General features: G+C 62.8%; 9 protein-coding genes. All 9 read left to right on the forward strand.

Annotated features, from left to right (window positions below; translation table 11 throughout):
• Positions 1 to 5 precede the first annotated feature (5 nt).
• The 9 genes from BLW80_RS30435 to BLW80_RS18590 all read left to right on the forward strand — a co-directional run bounded on the left by BLW80_RS30435 (position 6) and on the right by BLW80_RS18590 (position 7,438).
• Positions 6 to 179 (forward strand): hypothetical protein, encoded by a 174-nt coding sequence (locus BLW80_RS30435; RefSeq protein ID WP_170849709.1) that lies wholly within the window; start codon positions 6 to 8, stop codon positions 177 to 179.
• Complete coding sequence (scpA, locus tag BLW80_RS18555) at positions 176 to 2,329, forward strand: methylmalonyl-CoA mutase (RefSeq protein ID WP_093759042.1); 2,154 nt, start codon at positions 176 to 178, stop codon at positions 2,327 to 2,329. Before BLW80_RS30435 ends, scpA begins: the two co-directional genes overlap by 4 nt.
• Positions 2,330 to 2,364: 35 nt before the next feature.
• Positions 2,365 to 2,682 (forward strand): nucleotidyltransferase family protein, encoded by a 318-nt coding sequence (locus BLW80_RS18560; protein ID WP_093759043.1) that lies wholly within the window; start codon positions 2,365 to 2,367, stop codon positions 2,680 to 2,682.
• Positions 2,682 to 3,017, forward strand: a complete 336-nt coding sequence (locus BLW80_RS18565) for a HepT-like ribonuclease domain-containing protein (protein ID WP_093759044.1) — start codon at positions 2,682 to 2,684, stop codon at positions 3,015 to 3,017. Before BLW80_RS18560 ends, BLW80_RS18565 begins: the two co-directional genes overlap by 1 nt.
• Entirely contained in the window at positions 3,014 to 3,811 is a 798-nt protein-coding gene (locus BLW80_RS18570) for a DUF3298 and DUF4163 domain-containing protein (RefSeq protein ID WP_093759045.1), read from the forward strand. Before BLW80_RS18565 ends, BLW80_RS18570 begins: the two co-directional genes overlap by 4 nt.
• A complete protein-coding gene (gene meaB, locus BLW80_RS18575; RefSeq protein WP_093759046.1) occupies positions 3,808 to 4,791 on the forward strand; it encodes a methylmalonyl Co-A mutase-associated GTPase MeaB in 984 nt (327 codons plus the stop codon). The genes BLW80_RS18570 and meaB overlap by 4 nt, the downstream gene beginning before the upstream one ends.
• Positions 4,792 to 4,991: 200 nt before the next feature.
• On the forward strand, positions 4,992 to 5,660 hold the full coding sequence (locus BLW80_RS18580; RefSeq protein ID WP_093759047.1) for a pyroglutamyl-peptidase I: 669 nt from the start codon (positions 4,992 to 4,994) through the stop codon (positions 5,658 to 5,660).
• 153 nt (positions 5,661 to 5,813) lie between these two features.
• Positions 5,814 to 7,067, forward strand: coding sequence for a multidrug effflux MFS transporter (locus tag BLW80_RS18585; protein WP_231077381.1), 1,254 nt, complete (start codon positions 5,814 to 5,816; stop codon positions 7,065 to 7,067).
• Positions 7,068 to 7,180: 113 nt separating this feature from the next.
• Positions 7,181 to 7,438: a hypothetical protein gene (locus tag BLW80_RS18590; protein WP_093759161.1), complete on the forward strand. Its 258-nt coding sequence runs from the start codon at positions 7,181 to 7,183 to the stop codon at positions 7,436 to 7,438.
• Positions 7,439 to 7,782: the final 344 nt, after the last annotated feature.

The following is a 7,782-nucleotide window of genomic DNA, read 5'->3' on the forward strand; positions in this document are numbered from 1 at the left end:
CGCACATGGGCAGTTTGCTATTCGACTTGCTGATGTGGCCGATCGCCAAGGTGCTTGAAAAAGTGTTTGACGTGGTACTCTGGCGGAAAACTGAAACGCCCCCGTCAGACGACCCGACCTACAAGAAGAACGTTCAGAGACTCATCGAACGCAATCGAGAATTCGAGAAACGACCATGACCAAGATTCCTGACTTCACCAACATCGCTTTCTCGCCCATCGCCGCCGGTGCGCCATCGCAGGGCGAGCCGTGGCTGACGCCCGAAGGCATCCTGGTGAAACCCGGTTATGGCGAATCCGACGTCGCCGGCATCGACTTCCTCGACACCTATCCGGGCATCGCGCCGTTCCTGCGCGGCCCCTACCCGACCATGTATGTCAACCAGCCCTGGACGATCCGGCAATATGCCGGCTTCTCCACCGCGGAAGATTCCAACGCCTTCTATCGCCGCAACCTCGCCGCCGGCCAGAAGGGCCTCTCGGTCGCCTTCGATCTCGCCACCCATCGCGGCTATGACAGCGATCATCCGCGCGTGTCGGGCGACGTCGGCATGGCCGGCGTGGCGATCGACTCGATCTACGACATGCGCACGCTGTTCGCCGGTATTCCGCTCGACCAGATGAGCGTGTCGATGACCATGAACGGCGCAGTGCTGCCGATCCTGGCGCTCTATGTCGCCGCCGCCGAAGAACAGGGCGTGCCGCCGGAGAAGCTCACAGGCACCATTCAGAATGACATTCTGAAAGAGTTCATGGTGCGTAACACCTATATCTATCCGCCGACGCCCTCGATGCGGATCATCTCGGACATCTTCGCCTACACCTCGCAAAAGATGCCCAAGTACAATTCGATTTCGATCTCCGGCTATCACATGCAGGAGGCCGGCGCGACGCAGGATCTTGAGCTGGCTTACACGCTCGCCGACGGCGTCGAATATCTGCGCGCCGGTTTGGCCGCGGGCATCGATGTCGACCGCTTCGCGCCGCGGCTGTCGTTCTTCTGGGCGATCGGCATGAACTTCTTCATGGAAGTCGCCAAGATGCGCGCCGCGCGGCTGCTGTGGGCCAAGCTGCTGACGCAGTTCAACCCGAAGGATCCGAAGTCGCTGTCGCTGCGCACCCATTGCCAGACCTCGGGCTGGTCGCTGACCGCGCAGGACGTCTACAACAACGTGATGCGCACCACCATCGAGGCGATGGCGGCGACGCAGGGCCACACGCAGTCACTGCACACCAATGCGCTCGACGAAGCGCTGGCGCTGCCCACCGACTTCTCGGCGCGCATTGCCCGCAACACGCAGCTGTTCCTGCAGCAGGAAACCGGCACCAACCGCATCATCGATCCATGGGGCGGCTCCTATTACGTCGAGCGCCTGACGCACGATCTCGCGACCAAGGCCTGGGCGCACATCCAGGAAGTGGAAGAGCTCGGCGGCATGGCCAAGGCCATCGAGGCCGGCGTGCCCAAGCTGCGCATCGAGGAAGCCTCGGCCAAGACCCAGGCGCGCATCGATGCCGGCCGTCAGGCGGTGATCGGCGTCAACAAGTACAAGCCCGAAAATGAAGAAGCACTCGACGTGCTCAAGGTGGAAAACTCCACCGTGCGCCGGCTGCAGATCGACAAATTGAAGAGGCTTCGTGGCGAGCGCAGCCAGGCCGACGTCGATGCCGCGCTGGCGGCACTGACGCGCAGCGCCAAGGACGGCAACGGCAATCTGCTAGCGCTGGCGATCGACGCGGCGCGGGCCAAGGCCACCGTCGGCGAGATCTCGGACGCGATGGAGAAGGTGTTCGGCCGCCACCGCGCCGAGATCAAATCCATCACCGGTGTCTACAAGCGCGAGGCGTCCACCATGAACGACAAGGTCCAGAAGGTTCAGGCGCTGATTGACGCTTTCGAGGACGCCGAGGGCCGCCGTCCGCGTATCCTCGTCGCCAAGATCGGCCAGGACGGCCACGACCGCGGCCAGAAGGTGATCGCGTCGGCCTTTGCCGATGTCGGCTTCGACGTCGATATCGGACCGCTATTCGCCACCGCCGATGAAGCCGCGCGGCAGGCCGTCGAAAACGACGTGCACATCCTCGGCCTGTCGTCGCTGGCCGCCGCCCATCTCACCGCGGTGCCCGAGCTCAAGGCCGCGCTGAAGAAACAAGGCCGCGAGGACATCATGATCATCATCGGCGGCGTCGTCCCCCCGCAGGATTACGACGAACTCTACAAGGCCGGCGCCGAGGCGATCTTCCCGCCCGGCACGGTGATCTCCGAGGCCGCCGAAGAGCTGATCCACAAGCTCAATGCACGGCTGGGCCATAGCGAGGCGGCGGCGTAGCTGCAGCGTCACGGCAAACGTGGTAGGATCGCGGGATGACCGACGTGATCGACATCCCGCTGGAGACGATCCTCGCAAAACTGCGAGCGATTGCGCCTGCCATCAAAGCAGAAGGCGTGACGCGGCTGGCCGTGTTCGGCTCTAGGGTTCGCGGTGACGCACGGCCGGACAGCGATCTGGATATTTTGATTGAGACGTTCGACAGAGCGTCTTCAGCGCGACGCTTCGATCTGTTCAAGGTCATGCATCTCATCGAGGATACGATTGGAATTTGGCCGCACGTCATGTTTCCAACCGAATTGACACCTCGCATCAGGGAACGCATGGCCGACGATCTGATCGAGGTGTTTTGATGCCTCCCACGTCCGAAGATCGTCTGAAAGACATTCTTGATCGCGTTCATCTCATCGAGCGCGTCACGAGCGGCATGGCGCCGGATCAGTTCGCCGAAGACGAAGTTGTTCGCGGTGCGGTAGAGCGCTTCCTTGCCATCATCTGCGAAGCGTCATTGCGGTTACCGGATAACGTCAAGATTCTCGCTCCGCATATCAATTGGCGAAGAATGAATGATTTCGGAAATCACCTCCGTCACGCTTATGATCTAACGGATGCGGACGAAGTCTGGCAGATCGTGCAGAATGACCAGCCTCCCCTCAAAGCCTTTGTTGAAAGCGTCATCCGCGAATGACTATACGTGCCTTTCATCAGTCGCTGCTTGCGGCTTTGCTCCTCGCACTGCCATGCATCGCGCCCGCCCTCGCCGCCGAGCCAAAGCCCGACATCCAGCTCAAGGCCAAATACACCGAGGTCGCCGTCTTCTTCGATGCCGCGATCAAGTCCGATGCGCCGCTGCTGAAATATCTCACATCCGCCAGCAATGGCTGGGCTACGAAGACGCTCAAGGAGCTGGCCGAGCAGCGCAAGGACATGCGCGATCTCCCTGCCGACATGCGCAACCGGCCATGGGAATCCGAGCGGACCTATGCGCAAAGCTCGTTGGTCGCGGCCCGCTATGTCAGCATCATTCGCGCGGACTACAACTACACCGGCGGCGCGCATCCCAATCGTGCCAATGACACGCTGCTGTGGGACAGGCAGGCCGGCAAGATGATCAGCATCCGCCCTTTCTTCACCGAGCTCGCCGATAGTGGCCCGGCGATGACGGCGATCCGCGATGCGGTCGTCGCCGATCTCAAAGTCGAGAAGAAAAAACGCGACAACGACAATCCCGACATGAGCCTCGTCGATGCGCTGGAGCCAAAGCTGCTCAAGATCGGGCCGGTATCGCTGACGCCGTCGACGTCAGCCGGCAAGAGCTCCGGTCTCAGCTTCCATTACGGCCCCTATGCGGTCGGCTCCTATGCCGAAGGCGATTACGACGCCTTCGTGCCGTGGGAGAAACTCAAGCCCTATCTGTCCGCCGAGGGCAGCGCGATCTTCGCCGGCGAGCGGCCGAAGGACGACGACAAGGGGCCGCAGTGACGAAAGCCCCCATCGACATCGACGCGCTCGCCAAAGACCTCCGCGCCGGCAGCCGCGCCGCGCTGGCGCGGGCGATCACGCTGGTGGAAAGCCGCCGCGCCGATCATCAGGCCGCCGCGCGCGAACTCGTGCAGGCACTGCTGCCCGCCACAGGCAAAGCGTTTCGCGTTGGGATCACCGGCTCGCCCGGCGTCGGCAAATCGACCACCATCGACGTGCTCGGCATGTATCTGATCGACAGGGGCCACAAGGTCGCGGTGCTGGCGGTGGATCCATCGTCGGCGCGCACCGGCGGCTCGATCCTCGGCGACAAGACGCGGATGAACGATCTGTCCGCCCATCCGAACGCCTTCATCCGCCCCTCGCCGTCCTCCGGCACGCTCGGCGGCGTCGCGGCGAAAACGCGCGAGGCCATGTTACTTTGTGAGGCGGCAGGTTTCGACGTGGTGCTGGTGGAGACCGTCGGCATCGGCCAGTCGGAAACCGCGGTCTGCGACATGACCGACTTCTTTCTGGCGCTGATGTTGCCCGGTGGCGGCGACGAGTTGCAGGGCATCAAGAAAGGCCTGATCGAACTGGCCGACATGATCGCCATCAACAAGGCCGATGGCGACAACCTTAAGCGCGCCAATATCACCGCTGGGGATTATCGCGGCGCGCTGCATATCCTGGCGCCGCGCTCGGAGCACTGGCATCCGCCGGTGGTGACCTATTCGGCGCTGGCGAAGACAGGCATTGCCGAATTGTGGGACAAGATCGTCGCGCATCGCACGGCGATGAATGCGTCCGGCGATTTCGCCGGCCGCCGCCGCGAGCAGCAGGTGAAATGGATGTGGACCATGCTGGAGGATCGGTTGAAGGCGCGGCTGCGCAGCGATCCCGGCATTCGCAGCAAGGTCAAACAAGTCGAACGCGACGTCGCCGACGGCACGATGACGCCGGCCGTCGCGGCGGAAGCGATCGTGGAGTTGTTGAGGTAGCGCGCCCTAACCTCTCCCCGCTTGCGGGGAGAGGTCGGCTGGCGGAGCGCAGCGAAGCCTGACGGGTGAGGGGGACTATCCACTCGCTCCGAGTTCGTGGAGAGTCCCCCTCACCCGCCTTCCACATGCTTCGCATGTTACAGGCGACCTCTCCCCGCAAGCGGGGAGAGGTTAGCGCGCCGTCGCGATCATGGAGGCGAATGTTGAACTGTCCCGGTACATCCCCGCGCATCCTCATCACCGGCTTCGGCCCCTTCCCCGGCGCGCCGGTGAACCCGACGCAGGCGCTGGTGCGAAAACTCGCAACGCTGCGCCGCCCCGCTTTCGCGGATATCACCCGCATCGCGCATATTTTCGACGTCACCTATGCCACCGTCGATCGCGAACTGCCCGAGCTGATCGCACGCCATCGGCCGGATGCGCTGCTGATGTTCGGCCTCGCCGCACGCACGCCCTATATCCGGATCGAGACGCGCGCCCGCAACGCGGTGTCGATGCTGTGGCCCGATGCCGGCCACACAACGGTGCGCCGCGCCAGCATCGTGCCTGGCGCCGACGCGCAGATGTTCGGCCCGCACACGACGCGTCTGTTTCGGGCCGCCCTCGCCGGCGGCGCCGACGTGCACTCCTCACGCGATGCCGGCCGCTATCTCTGCAATTATCTGTCGTGGCGCGGCATCGAGGCCACCCGCGCCCCCGGCGGCCCGCACCTCGCGGCCTTCGTCCATGTGCCGCTGCTGGCACAAGACACCACCTCGCACCGCATGACCTCCGACGAACTCACCGATACCGGTGAAGCGATCCTGCTGGAAATGATCCGCATGACCCGGGTCAAGCTGGGTGACGCGGCCCGGAATTCCGGGGTTTAAGACCGTCGAAACGACGCTCCCGGCCATTCTCTGAACATTAATTCATACAATGGGAAAATTCCGCCGGTTTCCGCGACGCAGCCATGCCGAAAGTCAACTTGTGCATCGCAGCATGAACACCCTAATGGCGGGAATGCTTTCAGGAATAGCTTTGTGACCGACATCAACGCCGACGCCGCCCTGGTGGTGTCATCGACCCATAGCCCGATGAAATTTCCGGAATTCGTCGTCGTGATCGCCTCGATCATGGCGCTGAATCCGATGGCTATGGACATCATGCTGCCGGCGCTGCCCCATCTCGGCGCAGCTTTCAAAATCGCCGATGCGAACCGGCTGCAAACGGTGCTGTCGGTGTTCCTGCTCGGCTTCGGCGTCGCGCAATTCGCCATCGGTCCGCTGTCGGACCGGTTCGGCCGCCGCCCCGTCCTGCTCGGTGGCATGGCTGTCTATTGTGTCGCCAGCCTGCTGGCGGTGATCGCGCCCAGTTTCGAACTCCTGCTGCTGGCGCGCCTGCTGCAGGGCCTCGGCACCGCCGCGACGCGCGTGATCGCCGTGTCGATCGTGCGCGACTGCTATGCCGGCCGTCGCATGGCCGGTGTCGTATCGCTCGCGATGATGGTGTTCATCGCCGTGCCGGTGATTGCGCCATCGTTCGGCCAGGCCGTGATGCTGCTCACCGAATGGCGCGGCATCTTCGTGGTCTTGACGCTCTATGGCGTATTGGCGCTGATCTGGAGCGCCGTGCGCATGCCGGAAACGCTCGCGGTCGCCGATCGCAGGTCGATCGCGCTGCGCGACGTCCTCCTTGCCTATCGGCAGACCGTCACCAACCGGCAGACGCTGGGCTATGCGCTCGCGGCCGGCGGATTGCAGGGTTCGCTGTTTGCCTTCGTCTTCATCTCGCAGCAGGTGTTCACCGAAATCTATCATCTCGGCCATTACTTCCCGCTGGCCTTCGCAGCGATTGCGTTGGGCGTCGCCATTGCCGGTTTTACGAATGCACGTTTCGTCAATCGCCTTGGCATGCGCGTGATCTCGCATGGCGCGTTGCTTGGCTATGTCGCGGTGGGTGGCACGATGCTGCTGGCGGCCAGCAACGGCATGCTGCCACTGCCGCTGTTCATGGCGCTATCGGCGCTGATGATGTTTTCCTTTGGCTTGATGTTCGCCAATTTCACAGCGCTGGCAATGGAGCCGCAAGGCCACATCGCCGGCACTGCATCGTCGCTCTATGGCACACTGACCACGCTGCTCGGCATCGGGATCGGCTATGTTATCGGGCAGCACTATGACGGCACGCTGCTGCCGTTTGCGACCGGCCTCTTTCTCTGCACGCTCGCCGCGCTGGCGGTGATCCTCGTGGTGGAAAAGGGCCGCCTGTTCAAGTCTCACAAGATGGTGAGCTGAACGCTCTCGCGGCGTAGCCGAATGGCCGTCGCGCAATTTTGAAATGTCTGGGAATACGTCGGGGCGAACCCGGCGCCGCCATGAACGTTATCAATTTTTACCGGAGCAATCCGATGCCCTACGCACTGTTCTGTGACGACGCGAAACTGAGCAAATCCTATCCGACCGAAGCCGACGTGTGGAAACTCGCCGCCGAGAGCGGCCTTGTCACCGATGTCGAAGCCAAGAATTCGAAGCCGACGCCGCGCCGCGTGCTCGACAATGATTACGAGATCCGTCCCTGCCAGGCGGAGCCCGGCGAATGCCCGGAAAAGAACGAACGCGACGCCCAGGCCGAGAAGGATTTCCAGCTCGCGCTGAAGGGACGATAGCGCGCGGGGCTACTTCATATGCATGTCATTCCTCGACACACGCTCGTCATTCCGGGGCACACGTAAGCGGCAGAGCCGCTGAAGTGCGAACCCGGAATCTCAGAGTGTTTGGCGCTGACTAGAGACTCCTATGCTGGGATTCCGGCTTCGCCTGCGCGAAGGCGCGCAGCCGCCCCGGAATGACAGTGTGGGGCGGCAAGACAGCCATCGAACATTTTTTCCTATCCTCCGTTGACAACATCCCCATCAGGTTTATATTCCCCTTCGTCCTGCCCCACCGAGAGGGGCGATCGCGATCGTCACGTTCGCGGGGTGGGATGCGGTGGACGCCGGAGATGCGGCGT

The organism is Tardiphaga sp. OK245 (assembly GCF_900108575.1).
Classification (GTDB): Bacteria; Pseudomonadota; Alphaproteobacteria; order Rhizobiales; family Xanthobacteraceae; genus Tardiphaga; species Tardiphaga robiniae.